Below are 19,659 nucleotides of genomic sequence, written 5' to 3'. Positions count from 1 at the left end.
GATCGCGGCGTTGCTGGAGCTGGCAGCCCTTGCGGGCCCCGCCTGCCGCATCGTGGCGCTCGGCGACAGGCAGGACGTGGACCTGTACCGCCAGTTGCTGCAGGCCGGCATATTCGACTACCTGGTCAAGCCGCCCAGGCTGGACGTGCTGGCCGACACGCTGGCGCGGGCCGACGACGACGCGCCGCTCGGCCAAGGCGGCTCGGCGCGCGCCGGGCGTTCGGCGGCCATCGTCGGCGCGGCCGGCGGGCTGGGCGTCAGCACGCTGACCGCCTCCCTCGGCCTGTGGCTGGCGCATGCCCGCCAGACGCCGACGGTGCTGGTGGACTTCGACCGGCGCAAGGGCGACCTGCCGCTGCTGCTGGGGCTGGAAGCCGACGCCGGACTGGCCAGCCTGCTGTCCGCGCCCGATATCGACCCGCGCCTGCTGCAGCGCACGCTGCTGGCGGCCGGCCAGGTGCCGCTCCCGCCCCAGGCGCAGCCTTCCGCCCGATTGCAGCTGCTGGCCCAGCGGCCCGCCCAGGAGACGCCTTTCGACCCCGAGCGCGCACTGGAAATCGGCGGCGCGCTGTGCCAATGGTTCTCGCTGTCGCTCTGGGACCTGCCCTCGCACCGCCCCTGCGGCGCCGACGAGGTGCTGGCGCATTCCGACATCCGCGTCGTGCTGACCGAACTCACCGTGCAGGGCGCGCGCAATACCCACCGCCTGCTGGCCGAGCTGGGCGCAGGCAGCGCCAGCCAGCGCCTGGTGCTGGTAGCCAGCGACGCGCGCCAGGCGCAGGGCGCCGCCTTGACCGCCGCCCAGTTCGAGGAATTCGTCGGCCGCCGCATCGACCAGCACCTGCCGTACGCCGGCCAGGCGCTGGCCGCCAGCCTGTTGAAAGGACCGGTAGCGCCCCAGGCCGCGCCTTCCTATGCCCAGGCCGTCGCGCAGCTGGGCGCGGGCATCCTGGGCCTGCCCGCGGCGGCGCCGTCGGGCGATGCAGGTCCGCTGGGCCGCCTGCGCGCGTGGTTGAACCGCGCGGCGCCGGCCGGCCGCGCCGCCCGCGCCTGATCCTCACCGCGAACCTGGACCGAACGACACCATGCTGCCCCGCCGCAAGACCGCTCCTGCCACCTCTTTACCGCATGCGCCCGCGGCTCAGGCCGTGCATGCCGCACCCGGAATCGCGACGCCGGTCGAGCCTGCCCCCCTGGCTGCCGTGCCCGCGCCCAGACCGCCACAGCCCGCGCCCCAGAGCACGAACCTGCGCGTCGCCGCCGCAGCCCCGCAAAGCGCCGAAAACAATGCGCAGCGCCGCGTGATCCGCAATGAACTGTTTGAGCTGATCGATCCGCTCAAGGCCGCGTCCATGCCGCGCGACCGCCTGCAGGCGCAGATCGACGCGCTGATCCGCCGCATCTGCGACGAGCAGCGCCTGCAGCTGTCGGGCCAGGAAGAAGAGCTGATCTCGCGCCAGATGCTCGACGAGATGGTGGGCGTGGGTCCCATCGAACCGCTGCTGGCCGACGACACCATCAACGACATCCTGGTCAACGGCGCGAACCAGATCTTCGTCGAACGCTTCGGCAAGCTGGAGCTGTCGCCCATCACCTTCATCGACGAAGAGCACGTCTTCAACACCGCGCAGCGCATCGCCGCGCGCGTGGGGCGCCGCATCGACGAAGCCAATCCCATGGTGGACGCGCGCCTGCCCGACGGCAGCCGGGTCAACGTCATCACGCATCCGCTGGCGCTGGACGGCACCACGATCTCGATCCGCAAGTTCATGCGGCGCGACCTGTCGCTGGAATCCCTGGCGCAGCGCGGCGCGATGTCGATGGACATGGCCGTGCTGCTGCGCCGCGCGATGGAAGCGTGCCTGAACATCGTCGTGTCGGGCGGCACCGGCGCCGGCAAGACCACGCTGCTCAATGCGCTGTCGCAGAACATCAGCCCGCTGGAACGCATCATCACCATCGAGGACGCGGCCGAACTGCAGCTGCAGCAAGAGCACGTCATCCGGCTGGAGACACGGCCCGAAAGCGCCGAAGGCGGCGGCCGCGTCGACCAGCGCGACCTGATGAAGAACGCGCTGCGCATGCGGCCCGACCGCATCATCCTGGGCGAAGTCCGCGGCGGCGAATGCTTCGACATGCTGCAGGCCATGAACACCGGCCACGACGGCTCGCTGTGCACGGTGCACGCCAATACGCCGCGCGATGCGCTGATGCGGCTGGAAAACATGGTGATGATGGCCAACATGCAGCTGCCCCTGGCCGCCATCCGCCGCCAGATCGCCAGCGCCGTCGACCTGATCGTGCAGATCGAGCGCATGCGGGACGGCGCGCGCCGCGTCGTCTCCATCATGGAAATCTGCGGCATGGAAGAGGAAGTCATCCAGACGCAGGAGCTGTTCACGTTCCGTTCCCGGGCCGGGTCGACAGCCACCCAGGTGCTGGGCGAACACACGGGCAGCGGCCTGCGCCCGAATTTCTACACCGAAAAGTCCCACCTGTTCGACCAGGACATCGCCTGAGCGCGACAAGGCTGCCCGACATGCTCGACCTATTCACTCTGCTCGTTTTCCTGGTGGTGTTCGTGGGCTTTTACGCCGTGCGCGCCAACGGCCGCCGCCAGCGGCGCGAAGACGCCATGGCCGCCCGCCTGGCGGCGCTGCGCGCGCAGATGCAGCGCGAAAGCGGCATGGCCGCCGCCGTCCTGCAGTCGCCCGATTCCATCATGCTGCCAGGGCAGGACGACCTGCTGCCCGGCCTGCCCTGGCTGGGCCGGCGCGTAACGCGCCTGCGCGACGGCCTGCGCGCGCTGGGCTGGCTGCCCACGCTGCGCCAGCGCATCCTCATCTCCGCCGCGGCCGCCCTGATCGGCGGCCTGGCGCTGACGCGCATGACCGGCACGCCCGTCGCCCTGGCGCTGCTGGCGGCGCCCGTGCTGTGGGCCGCGCTGTGCGGCCTGCTGTACCAGCAGGCCATGGGCAAGCACCTGGCGGCCCTGGCGCGCAGCCTGCCCGAAGCCATCGACGGCATTACGCGCATCTGCCGTTCGGGCGTGCCGCTGCACAGCGCATTCGGCATCGCGGCCGATCACCTGCACGGCCCTCTGGCGCCCGAGCTGCGCGAGATCGAGAACTGGCTGAAGCTGGGCGTGCCGCTCAAGCAGGCGATGCAGTCGTCCGCCCTGCGCGTGCCGCTGCCGGAGTACCGCTTCTTTGCCGTGATCCTCATCATCAGCCAGGAATCCGGCGGCCGCCTGGGCGACACGCTGGAGCGCCTGTCGGCCACGCTGCGCGCCCGCGCCGAGCTCGGCATGAAGGTGCAGGCCAAGACCTCCGAAGCGCGCGCCTCCGCCAAGATCGTCGCCCTGCTGGTGCCGGGCGTGCTGCTCTACATGTACCTGAATTCCCCCGACGATTTCCGCTTCATGTTCAACGACGCCGCCGGCGTCAAGGTCATGGCCTATGCCGCCGCCAGCGTCGGCCTGGGCCTGTTCATCACCCACATGATGGTCAAGCGGATCCGCTGACCCGCCCGCGACAAAGCTGCCATGCCCCTGTTCTCCGATCCCCTGGCGCCCCTGCTGCTGCTGGCTTTCATCGCCGGCCTGGTGCTGGCCGTCTGGCTGCTGCGCGCCGAATCGCGCCGCAACCCCCTGCACGACCGCCTGGGCAAGCGCGGCCGCGGCGCCGCGCTGGCCACGGTGTCCATCGCGCTCGACGACAGCACGCCGCTGTCGCCCCTGGCCCAGGGCATTGCCGCCTTCGGCATGAAACTGGCGGGCACCGAGCAGGACAGGCGCACCATCGAACGCCTCCTGGCCCAGGCCGGCTGGCGCCGCGCCGAGGCCAGCGGCCTCTTCATGGCGGCCAAGTACGGCAGCGGCGTGGCGCTGTGCGGCCTGGCCCTGTGGCTGCTGGCCAGCCCGCAGAGCCGCTTCGGATTGACCGGACTGGCGATCGGCCTGATCTCGCTGTTCGTCGGGACCACGCTGCCCGAGCTGCTGGTCAAGCTGCGCGCCGGCCAGCGCCATGAAGCCTTGTCGCGCAGCATGCCAGACGCGCTCGACCTGATGGTGATCTGCGCCGAGGCGGGCCTGCCGTTTCCGCGGATCCTGAAAGTGGTGTCGCGCGAACTCGCCTTCAGCGCGCCCGCGATGGCCGACGAGCTGGCCTACACCAGCGCCGAACTGCAACTGCTGCCCGACCGCGCCGCCGCCCTGCGCCACCTGGCCGACCGCACCCGCGTGCCGACCATCGAAAGCATGGTGGGTTCGCTGGTGCAGGCCGAACGCTATGGCACGCCGCTGGCGCAGGCGCTGCGCACCATCGCCGAAGAGAGCCGCAGCCGCCTCATCCTGGAACTGGAAGAGAAGGCCGGCAAGCTGCCCGCGCAGCTCAGCGTGCCCCTCATGACCCTGATCCTGCCGCCGGTGGTCGCCATCGTCGCCACGCCCGCGCTCATGCGCGTTATCCGGACCCTGATGCAATGAACGCAACCTTGCCCCTGTTTTCGCAGCCCACCGTGCGCCTCGGCCGCGCCGGCGGCGTGTTGCTGCTGGCCGTCATGCTGAGCGCGTGCGGCACCTTCACCAAGACCGACTCCGCCGCCGCGCCCAGCAGCCGCAATCTCCTGACCCAATCCAACAACAATGCCTCGCCGCGCCCGCCCGCCAGCAGCGGCGACACCGCGGCCGACGGCCTGAAGCTGGCCCGCCTGCTGCGCGACCAGGGCCGCTACGAAGGCGCCGCCGGCGTCTATGCGCAACTTGAGCAGCGCGGCAGCCTGAAACCCCTGGAGTTGCTGGAATACGCCAGCGTGGCCGCCCCCACGCAGTCGCCGCGCGACAACCTGGCGCTGTTCGGCCGCGCGCGCCGCGCGCTGAACGAGGCCGGCGTGAAGGCCACGCCGGCCGCGACGGTCACCTTGTGCAACGGCCTGGGCCGCGCACGCATGGCGCTGGGCCAGCGCGACGCCGCCCTGAACGACTTCGACTGCACGCTGGCGGCCGACGCCAACAACGTGGCGGCCTTGAACGCCAAGGGCGTCCTGCTCGACGCCGGCGGCGACCACGAACAGGCGCGCAAGCTGCTGAGCCAGGCCTGGGAACTGGACCCTTCAGACTTTCGGGTGCTGAACAACCTGGCGCTGTCCCACCTGGCCAGCGGCGACGCGCAGCAGGCGATCCGCCTGCTGTCCCAGGCCGACGGGACGCAGCTGCCCACCCTCAAGCTGAACCTGGCGTTCGCCCAGACGCTGCAAGGCGACGAAAGCGGCGCGCGCAAGACGCTGGAAGGCATCATGGCGCCCACGCTCGTGCCGCAGGCGCTGGCCGACTTCGCGCAGCGCCGCGAGCGCATCCGCGCGGGCGCCCCCGTCGCGGACGAGCTGATGGCCGCCAGCCGCCAGGCGCTGCGGCTGCGCGAAAAGGAGACCAACGGCAATGGCTGATTCCGCCACGCGCGCGCACCGCTTCCTGCGCGGCCAGTCCGGCTCGCTGTCGGTGGAGGCCGCCTATGTGCTGCCCGTCATCATCGCCGCCGCGATGATGTTCATGGAACTGGCCAACATCGGACTCACGATCAACATGGGCGCCAGTGCGCTGGAGCGCGCCGTGCAGCAGTTCCGCCAGGACGGCACCGCGGGGCTGCAGGACGGCGGCGCCATCGAATCGCTGGTGCGCGAGCGCATGGTGGCCGCTTCGCACAACTACCTGGACGACGAGAACATCGCCACCGTGGAAGTCGAGCGCTTTGCGTCGCTGGACGCCATGGGCGGCGGCGCGGCCGACGAAGAAGCCGAGTCCGCCGCGCGGACCAACGTGCCGGCATGGCGCATCGAGGTCGACGTGCGCAAGGACTTCATCACGCCGTTGCCGCGCCTGCTGGGCGTGGACAGCGGCGCCTTCCGGTACCGCTACCAGCAGGTGCTGGCCTACCTGCCGCAACGCGCCGAGGAATCGCGCCAGTGACCGCCTCTCCGCGATTCCCGCGCCGCGCGGCCTTCGGCGCGCCCTCCCGCCGCCGCCAGCGCGGCGCGCTGGCGGTCGAGGCCGCGATCGCGCTGCCCATCCTGCTGGGCGTCGGCATGATCGGGGCCGACATGCAGCGCATCCACAGCGAGCGCATCCGCGTGGAGAACTCCGCCGGCGCCATGGCCTTGAACCTGGCCGCGCAGCCCGCCCTGACCGCGGGCGGCGTCGATGCGCTGGCGCAGGTCGCCATGCAGGGGCACGAGGACATGCAGCAGCTCATCATCCTGAACGTGCTGCAGTCCGGCCGCATTGCCTGGGCCGTGGAACGCGGCGGCGCGCGCTCGCTGTGCGAACCGCCGGCCTCGGGCGGCCGCTACACCGGCGCCTTGCCCGAGGATCCGCCGGACACCGGCGAGAGCAATACCGACAACAGCACCATGTCGATGATCGTGGTCAAGGCTTGCCGCGACACGGCCGATATCTCGCTCTGGGCCGGCATGCCGCTGCCCGAGGTGCTGGAGACCACCGGCATCTTCCGCGCCACCTCCCGAACCATCACGCTGGACGAAACGCTGCGCGCCGAAAGCGCCGCCACCGGCCTGGCCTACTCCGAACCATGAAGACGCGTCCCGACAAGGTCCCCTCGCTTGCGCGCCAACGCGGCGCATCCGCCGTATTCCTGCTGCTGCTCATCGGCGCCGTGACCGCGCTGGCGGTGTTCGCGTCGGACGGCACGCGCATGACCGCGGACGCCGCGCAGATGAAGCGCGCGACGGATGCCGCGGCGCTCGCGTCGGCCGCCGCCTATGCCAAATCCCGGGACGCCGATATCCAGGACATCGCCGAGCGCTACGTGGCCGTCAACCTGGGCATGGACCGCTCCCAGCTGCGCCGCGCGCTGTCGGTCACGACCGAGACCATCACCCGGGACGACATGCCCGGCACGCGTGTCACCGCGACCTTCGAAGCGGCCAGCATGCTGGCCCGCACGCCGGACCAGCCCGTGACCGTGGCCTCCGCCGCGGTCTCGCGCCAGCGCTCGCTGGAGGTGTCGCTGGCCCTGCCCAACACGCTGGGCGAGGACGCCGCCAACCTGGCCGTGCTGCGCCGCCTGGGCAAATCATTCGCCTCGGGCCTGCTCAAGGACGCCGAAAGCGCCTGGCTGTCGCTGGTGCCGTACAGCCAGTCGGTCAACATCTACGACCCCGACCAGTCGAACCGCATCCGGCTCTGGACCTCGGCCGGCGCGCTCAACCCGGTGGAGCTGACGTCCCTGTTCCGCTCGGGCTACGCCAGCCTGGCCGACCGCCGCATCCCCGACCGCCGCGCCAACCTGCTGTGCATGTTCCGCGGCCTGAACCGCGGCGAGAACTACTTCTGGACCGACGCGCCCTCTGGCCAGTTCGGCGTCTACTACCGCCACGACCTGCCCGACAACGGCAGCCCGGGCGCCACGCCCATCCGCTGGGTCGGTCCCAACCCCGACTTCGGCCAGGCCACCGGCGTGAACGACACGCGCTGGATGGTGGCGGACCGGGGCTGCCCCAGCGCCGCACTGCTGCCGCTGTCCAAGGACCTGGACAAGATCGGCGAACGGCTGGACCAGATGTCCACGCGCTTCAACGTGAACTACGCGATCGCCATGGGCTGGGCCGCCATGTCCCTGGCGCCGGCCTTCCGCGGCGGCGCCGGCTGGGGCCTGGAAGACGACCTGCCCAGGGACTTCGACGACGGCACGGGCGACCGGGTCAAGGCCATCGTGTTCCTGGTCAATTCCAGCGACCAGCGCTGGTTCGACACCGATTCCTACAACGCCTACGTCGGCAGGAAGATCGACGGGGACTCGGACTCGGGCGGCGGCGAGGCCAGCGTCGTGACCGAACGCTTCTCGCGCCTGTGCAGCAGCTTCCGCGCCCGCGACCTGAAGTTCTACCTGATCGTCACCGGCAACGACGAGGCCACCGACGAAGACGGCCAGATCCTCAGCGCCTCGGCCTTCCGGCGCATCGCCGGCCCCGGCCTGGCGATCTGCGCCGAGAAGGGTTCCGACCAGGTCTATCTGTCCGGCAAGGATTTCGTGGCCTCGGAAGGACGCATCCAGAGCCGCCTCGACGACATCGTCGACGAACTGCGCCAGCTTGCCGCGCTGACCACGCTCGTCGAATAAGCCCAACCCCGCACAACATTCCACTCGCCCCAGGATTTCCATGAACTCCCGCCGAAACACTACGCTGCGCCGCCAGGCACTGGCCCTGGAACCCCGATTTCTGCTTGATGCGGCCGTGGTCGCGACTGTGGCCCAGGCCGTGGAAGCCACGGATACCAAGCCTGGCGTGGCGGCCGATGGCGCTCAGGCCACCATCAGCATCGACGAAAACTCCGCCGCCCAGACGGTGGACCTGTTCAGCGGCGTCAGCGTTTCCCCGGACGGCGGTGGCCAGGAGCTGGATAAGCTGGTCGTCACCGTGGACCGCAGCGGCTCCAACCAGTCGCTGCTGATCGATGGCACCGAGATCACGCTCGAAGCCACGACCCTGGCCGGCAGCACCGCCGGCAACAACTACACCTACGAGGTGACGGTCAGCGGAAACACGACGCGGATCTCGATCTCCATCGGTTCCTCGGACGCCTACCAGCCGGCCGACGTCGGCCGGCTGATCGACAGCATCGCGTACCGGACCCGCGACAACACCGTGGAAAGCGGCAAGGTGCTGGTGTCCCTGTACAGCCTCAGCGATGAAGGCGGCGACGTCGCCCTGTTGAACATGCATGCCGAAATCGAGATCACGAACGGCATCAACGTGCCGCCCGTGCTTGCCGATGCCGGCATCCCCGAACTGGCGCAATCGGTCACGCTGGGCAGCCTGGGCGTCAGCAAGGAAGTCGCCTACTCCAGCGACGGCAAGTTCCTGTATGCCGCGAACGAATCCGGCACCATCGCGGTGTTTGCCGTCGGCGAGCACGACGCGCTGCGCAATGTCCAGGTCCTGAGCGGCATTCCCGGCCTGACCCGCCTGACCGACCTGGCGCTGGCGGCCGACGGCAAGTCGCTCTACGCCATCTCGGGCGGCGACATCATTACCCTGGACATCGGCGCCGACGGCGCCTTGTCCAACGCGCGTTCGACGTCCGGCGGCGCGACCCTTATTGCGATGACCCTGTCGGACGACGGCGGACAGCTGTACGCCTCGACCCAATACAACGGCCTGGTGGTCTTCAATCGCGATTCCGCCACGGGCAGCCTGACCCGGATCCAGACCCTGGACGAGGGTTCCCTGGGCGGCGGCCGCACCCGCACCGTGGTCAGTTCCGGCGACTACGTGTTCGTCGCCTCGGGCACCAACCTGGTGACTTTGCAGCGCAACGACAACGGCACCCTGAGCAAGCTCGAGTTCGGCTACCTGGACACGGGCATCTCCACCAGCACGACCCCATCCATGGCCGCCACGCCGAACGGGGGCCTGGTGTTCGTCGGCGCCGGATCCACCATCCGCATCTACGCCCTGCGCGACGGCAACCTGGAAGCGCGCGGCACGGTGTCGCTGTCCAACGTGAACGCGCTGGCGGTATCCGCGGACGGCACCAAGCTGTACGCCACGTCCAGCAACGGCACGCTCAGCATCTATGCCCTGTCGGCAAACGGATCGTTGACCCTCAGCCAGACGCTGAACGACGCGGGCGGCGCCGCCGCGCTGGCCGTCAGCAAGGACGGCACGAACGTGGTGGTCGCCGGCAATTCGCTGTCCCGCTTCAGCACCACGCCCACCTACATCGTCGGATCCGAAATCCCGCTGACCGGAGACATCTCCCTTTCGGATGCGAACCTGGACGCCCTGGCCAACGGCGCGGGCGACTACAACGGCGCAACGCTCACGATCTCGCGCGCCGGCCAGGCGTCCGCCGACGACCTGTTCGGCTTCGCCGCGTCGGGCGGCTACACCCTGTCCGGGAACCAGATCCTGCGCGACGGCCAGGCCATCGCCAACTTCGTCCAGAATGGCGGCGTCCTGACGCTGACATTCACCGCCGCGATCAGCAAGACCGAGGCCAATTCGGTGCTGCGCCAGATCACCTACCGCAATGGCGGCAGTCCCGCGAGCGGCAGCATCGTCACCCTGGCCATCACCGCCAGCGACGGGGAACTGTCCAGCCAGTCGCGGACCATCGACCTGCTGATGGCCAACAACACGGCGCCCGACCTGCAGGCGGACGTCGTCGCCAATGGCCCCTACGACACGGCTTCCAAGGTCGTGACGCTTTTCAAGGACGCCTCGGTCAACACCGGCGAAACGGGGCAGGCGATCATCGCCCTGGCGCTGACCGTGGACGGCGCCAGCTTTGCCGCGAACGAATACCTGATCGTGGACGGCACGCGCATCAGTCTGTCGGCGGCGTCGTCCGGGGTGACCGCCAGCGGCTACGGCTATTCCTACACCCTCACCGACGGCCGGGGCGCCCTGACCATCAGCCACCCGTCCGGCATCGGGCTCGCCGCCGTCCAGACGCTGGTGAACGGCATAGCCTATGTCAACGATTCGGCCAAGGCCGTCGCCGGCACGCGCAATTTCACCTTGTCCTCCCTGCAGGACAACGGCGGCAGCGCCAATGGCGGCAGCGACACGGGTGCTCCGGACATCACCGCCACCGTGACGCTGGCGATCAACAATGCGCCGCAGATCGACACGGAAGTTTCCACGCCGAACGCATCGCTGTACTACGCCAACGGTACGCTCAGCGGCTACAACGACTACGTCACCGACATCGTCCTGTCCGCGGACGGCAAGACGCTGCTGGTGACTGGCGGCTCCGCGGCCAACGCGGGGGGCACGAGCACGTTGCGCGTGTATGCGCGCGACGTCGCCACGGGCGAACTGACGCTGGTGCAGACGTTCGCGCAGGGCGAAGCCGACGACCCCGGAACCGCCCAGATCGAAGTCAACGGACTGACCGGCATCACCGCCATGGCGATGCAGGGCAATGCGCTCTACCTGGCGGGCTACGGCGCCGGCGCCAGCGCGGCCGCCTACTCGCTGGTGATGTTCACCTACGACCCGGCCACGGGCCGGCTCACCTATGGCGGCGTCGCGGCCACCCAGGGCGTGGGCGGCGTCGGCGGGCTGGATGCGCAGATATCCGAAATCGTGCTGTCGGCCGACGGCAAGTCGCTCTACACGATCAACGGCGTCAACACCATCGACAGCTCCAACGCGAAGTCCGAACTCGCCCAGTTCTCGCGCGATCCCGTCACCGGCGCCCTGACCTTCCTGGGTTCGTATGTGGGCGGCACCGCGGCGCTGGGCATGAACGTGCCCAGCGGCATCGTGATTTCGTCGGACGGCGCCTCGGTCTATGTCGCCAACCGCAGCAGCAGCATGCTGACTGTCTTCTCCCGCAATACCGAGACCGGCGCGCTTACCTATGTTCGCGCTATCAACGACGCATCCATTTCGGCCGATCCCGACAGCGGACCGCGGCCCGGCGACAACCGGTACCTGCTGACGCTGCAGGACATCGTCATCTCTCCCGACGACCGCTTCGTCTACGTCGGCTCCGGCGACATGGCCACCGTGTCGATATTCAGCCGCGATGCCTCGGGCGATCTCACCTATGTGGGCACGCTGGACTTGTATGCCGCGGGCCTGACCCCCGCCAACGCGCTGTCGGTGCGCGAGCTCGCCATCTCCGGCGACGGCACGGCCCTGTATGTGGGCCTGAACGGCAACAGCGCGCTGCTCGTGTTCAGCCGCGACAGCGCAACCGGCGCGCTGACGTACGCCGACCGGATCGTGTTGAGCGCCGCGCTGACCACGCAGATCGTGGTCAGCGCAGACGGCCTGAACATCTATGGCGGACGCAGCGCCACGTCGACCGGCCTGGCCATCATTTCGGCGCGGCCCAATGCGGTGTACGACGCCACGTCTCCCAGCACGCCGTTCGCGGAGAACATCGGCTTTTCGGACCCGGACTTCGACGACATCAACAACTATCAGGGCGCCACGCTGACCATCGCCCGCTCCGGCGGCGCATCGGCGGACGACGGCTTCGCCTTTGCCGATGGGGCCGGCCTGACGCTGGCCGACGGCAAGATCATGCGCGGCGGCGTCGCGATCGCCGACTTCACCGTGTCGTCCGGCACGCTGACGATCACCTTTACCGCCGGCGTCGACAAGGCGACCGCGAACCAGGTCCTCAAGCAGGTCACGTACCAGAATTCGGCACAGACGCCGCCGGCCCGCGTCGATCTCGACGTGGCCGTCGGCGATGGAACCAAATCCGCCAGCACCTTGTTCGTCCTGCTGCTGGGCGAAGCCGGCACGCCAGAGCCGGAAAACACGGCGCCGGCCGTCAATGGCGATGCGCCCCCGCTCACCGACGCGCAGGTCGGCCAGGCCTACGAGTACGTGCTGCCCGAATCGCTGTTCGTGGACGCGGACGACGACACGCTGCAGTGGGAAGTGTCGGGGCTGCCGGACGGTCTGACCTTCGATCCCGCCACCCGCACGATTTCAGGCACGCCGCTGGCGGCGGGCAGCATCTCCTTTACCGTCAAGGCGACCGATCCCGATGGCGCATCGGCGTCCCGCGTGCTGACGCTGGACGTCACGCAGGCCGAACCGCAGGCGTCCTCTGTTCCCCCCACCGCGGATGCGCCCGGCCTGGATGCGACGCCGGTGGATTCCACGGTTGTCGTTGTCGATGGCGCCACCAGCCATCCGGAAGTCGACCTGTTCTCCGACGTCAGTGTCCACCTGGAAACCGCCGGCGTGGACGAACTGACCGAACTGGTCGTCACGGTCAACGGAACCGGCGCCAACCAGGCGCTGATCATCGACGGCAAGCTCATCACCCTGCAGGTCGCCAGCGGCACCACGCGCGCCGACAACAGCGGCTACTTCTACTCCGTCACGGTGTCGGGCAACACCACGACGATCACGATTTCGCTGGATTCATTCTCGCCCGCCATCGCCGACGTCAACGCGCTGATCGACGGCATGCGCTACCAGGTCCAGCAGAACACCGTGGCCAGCGGCGCCGTCGTCATAACGCTTCAGAGCCTTGGCGATGTCGGCGGACAAACGGCCGACCTGAGCGCCATCCACGCCACCGTGCGCATCGACAACCAGATCAACGTGCCGCCCGTCCTGGATGGCCAGCCGCTGCAGGAGATGGAATCGTTCGACGATGCGGCGCTGGCCTCGTCCACCGAGGTCGCCTACTCGGCCGACGGGAAGTTCGCCTACGTGGCCGGCGGGTCCGACACGATCATCGTGTTTGCGGCAGACCCGGTGTCCGGCAAGCTGGCGCAGTTCCAGAGCCTGGTCGTGGACGGCCTGGGCACGGTCAACCACATGGTGGTCAGCGCGGATGGGAAATCGGTCTACACCATCTCCAGCAACGGCAACCTGATGCAGTTCAGCGTGCAGGACTCGGGCCGGCTCAGTCACGCGGCGACCCTGTCCGTCGGCTCCGGCTCGAACGGGGGCATGGCGATCTCCGACGACGGCGCGCAGGTGTATGTCGACGCCAGCAACAACTTTGGCCGCGAAGTGCTGGTGTACAGCCGCGACGCCGACACGGGCGCGTTGACCCGCACGCAGACCCTGGAGGCGGTGCGCAATGGTGCCGTCGCGACGTCGGGCAATTACGTCTACGTGATCCACAGCGGCGCGATGTTCATCGCCAGCCATGAACTGAAGATCTATGAAAGAGGCAGCGACGGCCAGCTGCGGCTGATAGACAGCATACAGCTCGCCAAATCGGGCATGGACCCGGTGGACTACGCCGTCGCGACATCCGCCGACGGAAAGTGGCTGTACGTAGGCGATCCCGAAGAAAACCAGATCGCCATCTACCATCTGGACGCAGACAACAGGCTCTCGCTCGTCAATACCGTGGCCAGCGAAGCCATCGGCAGCCTGGTGCTGAACGCCGACGGCACCCTGCTGTACGCCGCGACCGTCGGCGGCGCCGTCAACATCTATGCGATTGCGGACGGTGCGCCCCTGACGCTGGCTGGAAGCGTTTCCGGCGGCACCAATGGCGGCGACATCGCACTGTCCGCGGACGGGAAGTCCATCCTGGTCTCGGGAGACGGACTGAGCCGGCTGTCGACGGTGCAGGCCGCCGCGCCTGGCCAGGCCATCGTGCTGGCCGATTGGCTGACGCTGTCGAATGCAAACTTCGACCCGCTGGCGCAGGGGTCCGGCGACTACGGCGGCGGTTCGCTGCTGATCGCGCGCGACGGCGGCCCGTCGGCCGACGACGTGTTCGGCTTCCTGCAACAAGATGGCTACACCCTGCAGAACGGCCAGATCCTCAAGAACGGCCAGGCCATCGCCGGCTTCGCCCAGCAGGGCGGCGCGTTGACCATCACCTTCCTGGCGGGCGCAAGCCGCGCCGACGCCAACGCGATCCTGCGGCAGGTTACCTATGCCAATACCGCCCCGGATGCCGCGGGCCTCGTCACCCTGACGGTGCGCGCCAGCGACGGCAAGGCAGAAAGCCAGGCCGTCAATGTGGACGTGCTGATCACGATCGGCGGCGATCCGGGAACGGGCGTGCCCGAACCCCAACTGAGCGCCGACGGCGCCAACGCATCGGTCAGCATCGGGACCGACGGCAACGCGCAGGCGGTCGACCTGTTCAACGGCGTGTCGATCCAGCTGGGCAGCGACGGCGGCGAACTTGACCAGCTCAAGATCACCGTCGACCGGACCGGCGCCAATCAGGCGCTGGTGATAGACGGCCAGGAGATCCTGCTGGTCAGCTCCAACGATTCGATCCTGGTAACGGCCAACGGCACGCTTTACCAGGTGGATGTCGTCGGCAACACGACCACCATCACGCTGTGGCTGTCGGGCAAATCGCCCGCGGACGCCGCCGCCCTGATCGATGCCATCAGCTACCAGGCCAAGGACGCAACCGTGCCGGACGGCGTGGTCACGGTCACGCTGGCCAGCATTACGGACATCGCCAACAACGAAAGCGAACCCGATATCCGCGCCACCATCGCAGTCAGCCACGCCACCGATACCGGCGGCGGCGACCTGACCTTCCCGGACGTGGACCTGGCCGACGTGGACAGCACCAAGCTGACGCTGGATCAGGTCATCAGCGGCACCGGCGCGCGCGCCACGGCGCTGTCGCCCGACGACACGCAGCTCTACGTGCTGGCCAATGACGAGCAGGGCGTCGGCGTGCTGCGCGTGTACCAGCGCGATCCGTCCACGGGCGCGCTCACCCTGGTCGAAAGCCTGGCCATCTCGGATGGCGCGCTGTCCTACGGCACGTCCATCGTGGTGTCGGCCGACGGCGGCCTGGTCTATGTCGCGGGCGACTCCGGATCGAACATCGTCGTCTACGCCCGCGACACCGCCAATGGCGCGCTGAACAAGATCGCGACGCTGGACGCCGGCACGCACGCGGACATCGGCGGCATCACCGAACTGGCCGTGTCCGCCGATGGCCTGTCGCTCTACGCGTCGACCTCGGCGGGCAAGGTCCTGGCGCTGCAGCGCAATCCCGCCGACAACAGCCTGCGCTTCGTCGCGAGCTACGAGCCGGGCTGGAGCAACGGCCAGAGCGTCACCGTATCGGCCGACGGCAAGACGGTCTTCCTGACGCAGCACGGAGGCTGGCGCGTCTTTGCGTATACCCGCGATGCCGCCACCGGCGCGTTGAGCAACGTGCGCGAAACCACCAACACCGCGGGCAACCAGGTCATGGATGCGGCCGTGTCGCCGGACGGCCAGTTCCTCTACACGGTCAACTTCAACCAGAACCAGAGCCACATCGTCATCTACCGCATCGGGGCTGACGGCACGATGACCGAAGCGGGGACGCTGACCGTGGGCCTCAACCTGACGGACGTCGCCGTCTCGGCGGACGGAAAGGCCGTCTATGCGCTGAGCGGGGCCGGCGGCAACGTGCTCATCGTGTACAGCCGCAACACCACGACCGGCGAGCTCACCGAAACCGGGCGTATCAGCAATGCCGCCTTCGGATCGGCCAACGCCGGCGTGGCCAACATCACCGTGTCCGCCGACGGCCGCTCGATCTATGTCACCGACGCCGACTCGGGTTCCGTCGTCGTCCTGTCGGCCGAGGCGCAGGGCGGTGCGGCCACGCCCATCGTCATCGACCTCAAGGACACGAACACCTCGTACACGCCCGGAGGCGAGCCCATACAGCTGGTGCAGGACAGCGCCATCACCACCGACGGCGGCGCCAGCCTGCCTTCGTATGGCGGCGCCACGCTGACCATCGAGCGCCATGGCGGCGCCAACCCCCAGGATTCGTTCAGTTTCCTGGCCGACACGTGGACCTACGACAGCGCCTCGGGAACGATCCTGCAGTCCGGCGTCCCGGTCGCGACCGTCGTGGCAACCGACGGGAAATGGGTCATCACGTTCAACGCGCAGGCCACGTGGCCGCAAGTGGGCTCGGTGCTGCACCGGATCGGATACGCGAACACGGGCGCCGGCAACGAAAGCGTGGCGCTGGACATCACGTACACGGCGGCGGACGGCTCGACCGCCACGGCGACCACGACGATTTCCGTCGGCACGGCGGAAGTGCCCAACACGGCGCCCGTGGACACCGGCATCGCCGTGACGCCCGGCGAGGCCCGTGCCGGCGACCCCTACCTGTATGCCGTTCCGCCGGGCCTGTTCGCCGACACCGATGGCGACACGCTGACCTGGGACGTGGCCGGTCTGCCGCCGGGATTGAGTTTCAACCCCGACACGCTGGTCATCTCCGGAACCGCCTCCGCCGCCGGCGACTACACACTGACCTTGAGCGCCACGGACCCATCTGGCGCCACCGTTTCGCGCACGGTCGTCCTGACCGTGGCCGCCGCCAACGTCAATCCGGACCCTGGGACCGACCCCGGCCCGAACCCGGGCACGGATCCGGGCACGGAACCCGGCACGGACCCGGGCACGGACCCCGGCACGGATCCCGACGCCAACCCGAACCCCGGTTCGCCGGCCACCGCGCCCTTGCCCGATCTGAGCACGCAGCAGCGGCCCGACATCTTTCCGATGGATCCTCAGGCCGACGCGGACGCGCTGCCCCTGCCGCTCGAGCAGGGCATCGGACGCCCGGCGTCCTCGCCCGTCCAACCCTTCACCGTCCCCCTCCACGACGGCCTCTCGGCCCCCGCCGCACCCACCTCCTCGGCCCTGCTCGATGCCCTGCTGGCCGATTCGCTGGACCGGTTCGATTCCGACGCGGCGCGGCCGCTCGTCATGGACGCCCCGGGCGGGCTCCGTTCCGCACTGGTGGTCCTGGCCAGCCCCGACGCGCCAGGGCTGACCGTGGCCGCGCCGTCCCTGGCCGGCTACTGGCGCGCCGACGCGGCGGGCAACCGGCACGTCTATGCCTTGCCGGCCGGCCTGATCCGCAGCAGCAGCCCCATCGCCTCGCTGGCGCTGCGCATGGCCGACGGTTCCGAGCTGCCGCACGGCGTGCGGCTGGACGCCGCCCGCGGCCTCATCATCGCGCCGGGCCTTGGCGACGCCAGGACGCTGTCCCTGCAACTGCTGGTGCGCACCGCCGGCGGGGAGTCCCGGGTAGTCCCTGTCACCGTGTCCGCCGAACGCCTGGGCGCCTGGCGCACGGGCGATGCCGTTGCCGCGCGCGACGAGGCGCCGGCCGCCGACAAGCCCGCGCTGACCCAGCAGCTTCGTCATGGCGCCGCGCAGGACGTGCTGGCGCAGGCCCGGCAGTTCCTCGCTTCCCTGGACGACGACGCGCCGGTCCAGGACTCCGCCAATGCGACCGCCGGCGCGCGGCAGGTCGCCACCATCAATGCAGCAAGCTGATTTCCGACATGACTTCCACGTTCTCTTCCCCTATGCCCATGAAACACCGCGTCCGCCGCTTTGCCCTGACGGCCCTGTCCGCCGCCGTACTTGCCGGCTGCGCCGTGACGCCGCCCGAAAAGCTGAGCACGCAGGACCTGCTCAAGCTGGACCAGACCGACCGCGGCGCCATGTTCGCCCAGCAGGAACCGGTCACGGGGCCCATCACGCTGGACGAGGCCATCGCCCGCGCGGTCAAGTACAACCTGCAGCAGCGCCTGGCCCTGATGGAGCGCGCACTGGAGGACGACCTGGTCGACGTGCAGAAGCAGGGCATGCTGCCCAAGCTGACCGCGCGCGCCGGCATGCGCGCCCGCAACAATGACTATGGCTCGTCGAGCGAATCGCTGGCGACGGGCACGCAGTCGCTGGAGCCGTCCACCAGCCAGGAACGCGACACGCACACCGCCGACCTGCAGCTCACGTGGAACGTGCTGGACTTCGGCCTGAGCTACTTCGGCGCCAAGGCGCAGGGCAACAAGGCGCTGGCCGCCGAAGAGCGCCGCCGCCGCGTGGTGGCCGACATCATTCGCCAGACGCGCACCGCCTACTGGAACGCCGTCACCGCGGAACGCCTGAAGGGGCGGGTCGCCTCGACGCTGGCCGAGGCCCGCCAGACGCTGGAATACGCCCGCCAGACCGAACAGAAGCGCCTGGTGGCGCCCATCCTGGCCCTGCGCTACCAGCGCGACCTGCTCAACATGGTGCGCCAGACCGAGGCGCTGGACAACGAACTGGCGCAGGCCAAGGCCCGCCTCGCCACGCTCATGAACCTGCCCCCGATGGCCGAGTTCACGCTGGCCGCGCCGGACGCGTCGACGCTGGCCGCGCCCACGCTGGCCTACGAGCTGCCGGACCTGGAAGCGCTGGCCATGGTGCGCCGCCCCGAACTGCGCGAAGAGAGCTACCTGGCGCGCAACGCCGTGCTGGAGACTCGCATGTCGCTGCTGCGCCTGTTGCCCAACGCATCGCTCTTTGGGGGGCTGAACTACGACAGCAACAAGTACCTGGCCAACAAGAACTGGGCGGACGCCGGCATGCAGGTGAGCTGGAACCTGCTGAGCGTGCTGTCGTGGTCGTCGATCAACCGCGCCGGCGAATCGCGCGAGCAGGCGGCCGAACTGCGGCGCCAGGCGCTGCGCATGACCGTGCTCAGCCAGGTCCACATCGCGTGGCTGGAGCGCCAGCGCGCCGAAACGGCCTTCCGCCGCGCGAACGAGCTGAGCCGCCTGCAGGACGCCATCCAGGTGCAGACCGAAAACGCCGCGCGCAGCAGCGCCGAGACGCATCTGGAGGTGGTCCGGGCCAAGGTCGAGACACTGCTGGCCACGCGGGCGCGCGACCTGAGCTATGCCGAGCTCGTCAATGCGCAGAACACGATCTACCAGGCCGCCGGCATCGACCCGCTGCCCGAGCGCATCGGCGACGACAGCCTCGCCAGCCTGGCGCGCGACATCGCCGAGACCAACCGCCAGATCGAGCGCGGCCACGTCGAGGTGCCGCGCCTGGCGCTGGCGGAACAGGCCGTGCCGGCGGACGGCCAGGCGATTGCCCAGCCCGTGGCCGAACCGGTCGCGCAGGCGCCGGCCCCGCAGCCCGCGTTGCGCACCATCGCCGGCAACCTCTGGAGCCACGTTGGATCGGTGGCCGCCTACGCTCCGGCCGACGCCGCGACCAAGGCGGACAACCTGCCGGCGACCGTGCGCTGATATGCCGTTCCTGATTACCCCCGCATTGCGTCCGTACGCCGGCTTCCTCCTGGCCGCCTGCCTGGGCATGCCGGCGGCGGCCCGCGCGCAGGCGCCGGCGCTGCCCGCCCTGGAC

10 protein-coding genes are annotated in these 19,659 nt (G+C 69.4%); all 10 read left to right on the top strand.

The window, feature by feature from the left end:
- Window positions 1–1,054 (top strand): hypothetical protein (locus tag ABE485_RS29505; RefSeq protein WP_346518805.1); only part of this gene is annotated, 1,054 nt, incomplete at its 5' end.
- Window positions 1,055–1,085: 31 nt separating this feature from the next.
- Complete coding sequence (locus ABE485_RS29500; RefSeq protein WP_346518804.1) at window positions 1,086–2,519, top strand: CpaF family protein; 1,434 nt, start codon at window positions 1,086–1,088, stop codon at window positions 2,517–2,519.
- A 20-nt stretch (window positions 2,520–2,539) separates the two neighbouring features.
- Complete coding sequence (locus tag ABE485_RS29495) at window positions 2,540–3,523, top strand: type II secretion system F family protein (protein ID WP_346518803.1); 984 nt, start codon at window positions 2,540–2,542, stop codon at window positions 3,521–3,523.
- A gap of 21 nt (window positions 3,524–3,544) precedes the next feature.
- Complete coding sequence (locus ABE485_RS29490; protein WP_346518802.1) at window positions 3,545–4,486, top strand: type II secretion system F family protein; 942 nt, start codon at window positions 3,545–3,547, stop codon at window positions 4,484–4,486.
- The gene (locus ABE485_RS29485) at window positions 4,483–5,445 is read left to right on the top strand and encodes a tetratricopeptide repeat protein (RefSeq protein ID WP_346518801.1); all 963 of its coding nucleotides are present in this window, start codon (window positions 4,483–4,485) and stop codon (window positions 5,443–5,445) included. The genes ABE485_RS29490 and ABE485_RS29485 overlap by 4 nt, the downstream gene beginning before the upstream one ends.
- Window positions 5,438–5,965 (top strand): TadE/TadG family type IV pilus assembly protein, encoded by a 528-nt coding sequence (locus ABE485_RS29480; RefSeq protein WP_346518800.1) that lies wholly within the window; start codon window positions 5,438–5,440, stop codon window positions 5,963–5,965. Before ABE485_RS29485 ends, ABE485_RS29480 begins: the two co-directional genes overlap by 8 nt.
- Window positions 5,962–6,588, top strand: coding sequence for a TadE/TadG family type IV pilus assembly protein (locus tag ABE485_RS29475; protein ID WP_346518799.1), 627 nt, complete (start codon window positions 5,962–5,964; stop codon window positions 6,586–6,588). The genes ABE485_RS29480 and ABE485_RS29475 overlap by 4 nt, the downstream gene beginning before the upstream one ends.
- Window positions 6,585–8,135, top strand: a complete 1,551-nt coding sequence (locus tag ABE485_RS29470; protein WP_346518798.1) for a hypothetical protein — start codon at window positions 6,585–6,587, stop codon at window positions 8,133–8,135. Before ABE485_RS29475 ends, ABE485_RS29470 begins: the two co-directional genes overlap by 4 nt.
- A 40-nt stretch (window positions 8,136–8,175) precedes the next feature.
- Complete coding sequence (locus ABE485_RS29465; RefSeq protein WP_346518797.1) at window positions 8,176–17,796, top strand: beta-propeller fold lactonase family protein; 9,621 nt, start codon at window positions 8,176–8,178, stop codon at window positions 17,794–17,796.
- 38 nt (window positions 17,797–17,834) lie between these two features.
- Window positions 17,835–19,544 carry a TolC family protein gene (locus ABE485_RS29460; RefSeq protein ID WP_346518796.1) on the top strand — a complete coding sequence of 570 codons (1,710 nt, stop codon included), beginning with the start codon at window positions 17,835–17,837 and terminating at the stop codon, window positions 19,542–19,544.
- The last annotated feature ends 115 nt before the right edge of the window (window positions 19,545–19,659 follow it).

The sequence above is a fragment of the Achromobacter spanius genome, assembly GCF_039673305.1.
In the GTDB taxonomy this organism is placed as follows: Bacteria; Pseudomonadota; Gammaproteobacteria; order Burkholderiales; family Burkholderiaceae_B; genus Achromobacter; species Achromobacter spanius_F.
The sequence above is the reverse complement of the archived record's forward strand: the minus strand, read 5'-3'. Positions and strand labels throughout refer to the sequence as shown.